Source organism: Parafrankia soli (genome assembly GCF_001854695.1).
Classification (GTDB): Bacteria; Actinomycetota; Actinomycetes; order Frankiales; family Frankiaceae; genus Parafrankia; species Parafrankia soli.
Map to the genome: position 1 here is coordinate 1 of NZ_MAXA01000189.1, position 1,182 is coordinate 1,182.

Annotated in this window: 2 protein-coding genes; both read right to left on the reverse strand. The window is 66.7% G+C overall.

Translation table 11 applies throughout. From position 1 onward, the window contains the following. On the reverse strand, window positions 1-381 hold a 381-nt coding region (locus BBK14_RS15075; protein WP_198541293.1), incomplete at its 3' end, for a nucleotidyl transferase AbiEii/AbiGii toxin family protein. Then, window positions 378-953 (reverse strand): type IV toxin-antitoxin system AbiEi family antitoxin domain-containing protein, encoded by a 576-nt coding sequence (locus tag BBK14_RS15080; protein ID WP_198541294.1) that lies wholly within the window; start codon window positions 951-953, stop codon window positions 378-380. The genes BBK14_RS15080 and BBK14_RS15075, both read right to left, overlap by 4 nt. Window positions 954-1,182: the final 229 nt, after the last annotated feature.

The following is a 1,182-nucleotide window of genomic DNA, read 5'->3' on the forward strand; positions in this document are numbered from 1 at the left end:
CCGTACGCCGGCGTACGGGTCCTCGTCGCGGATGTCGCATCCGGTGATGGAGTCGGGGTCGAAGACGAGGCCGTCATCCCGCCGTAGCGCGACGATCTCGCGGGTGAGAGCGACGACCTCGTCGACCTCGTTGGACAGGCCGGTGGCCTGCAGGTCGATGTCGCGGGTGGGGCGCCGAGTGGCGTAGGCAACAAGCAGCACTCCACCCTTGAGGACGAGGAGGTGTGCGAACCGTGACTGGCTGAGGCGGGTGAGGAAACCTTCCAGCGCGTAGAGGGCGAGGTATTCGGAGGTGTCGCGTCCAGCGCGGCGGGCGGCGTTCTGAAGATCGAGATAGGCGCGTCCGTCGAGGGAGTCGCGGGTGGGGCGTCTGGGCGTCACAGCAGGATTTCCAGGATCCTGGAGAGTCGGGGCAGGGTGGTGGGGAAGTATCCGGCGACGGTGAGTAGACCGGAGGGGGTGTGGCCCGGCTGGCGGAGCCATCGGCGGAGTGCGTCGACGGCGGCCTGCTCGCCTTCGTGGTGGCTGAGCCGGAACATGTCGACGATCGTCCGTTCGGCCGAGTAGATCGCCGTGTCGACACCGCCGATGGAGAGCGGGACACGTCCGACGTCGAAGGTGTCAGACGCGAAGCGGTGCCAGGACACGTGGCTGAACCCGGCCGGTGGGCGGGTGTGCCGGGGCAGGGCGATGTCGTGTAGGGGTGGGATCTCATCGCTGAGCTGGTGGCGGACCAACGCGCTGGTCAGACAGARAGTGGCGCGAGGTTGGCGCAGTGCGGCCGCGGCCAGAGGAGTCAGTGTGGGGTCGAGGGCGCCGGGTCGGGCGTAGACGCCGCGTCCGATCTGGTCGAGTGCGCCAGTGTCGCGTAAATGGTAGACGCGGTCCTTGGGTACTCCAACCGCCACTGCTTGGTCGAGGCGGAACACGGCGGGCAGCCCGTCAAGCCCCACAGCTTCTCCTAACTGTTGCCATGACTCTACCATCTGGCAACAGTTAGATGGGCTGTTCGGTGCGTCGTGTGGAGCGAGCGGTCCCTGCTGCCGCAAGCCGGGAGTGATGCCGGTTACAGAGGGTGATGGATTGCGGAGTTTGGCCATCGTGCTGGTGGTGACAGTGTGATGCCGAACTGCGCGGCACACGACGGACAGAGTGGCACTGTACGAGGCGGCGTAAACCGCT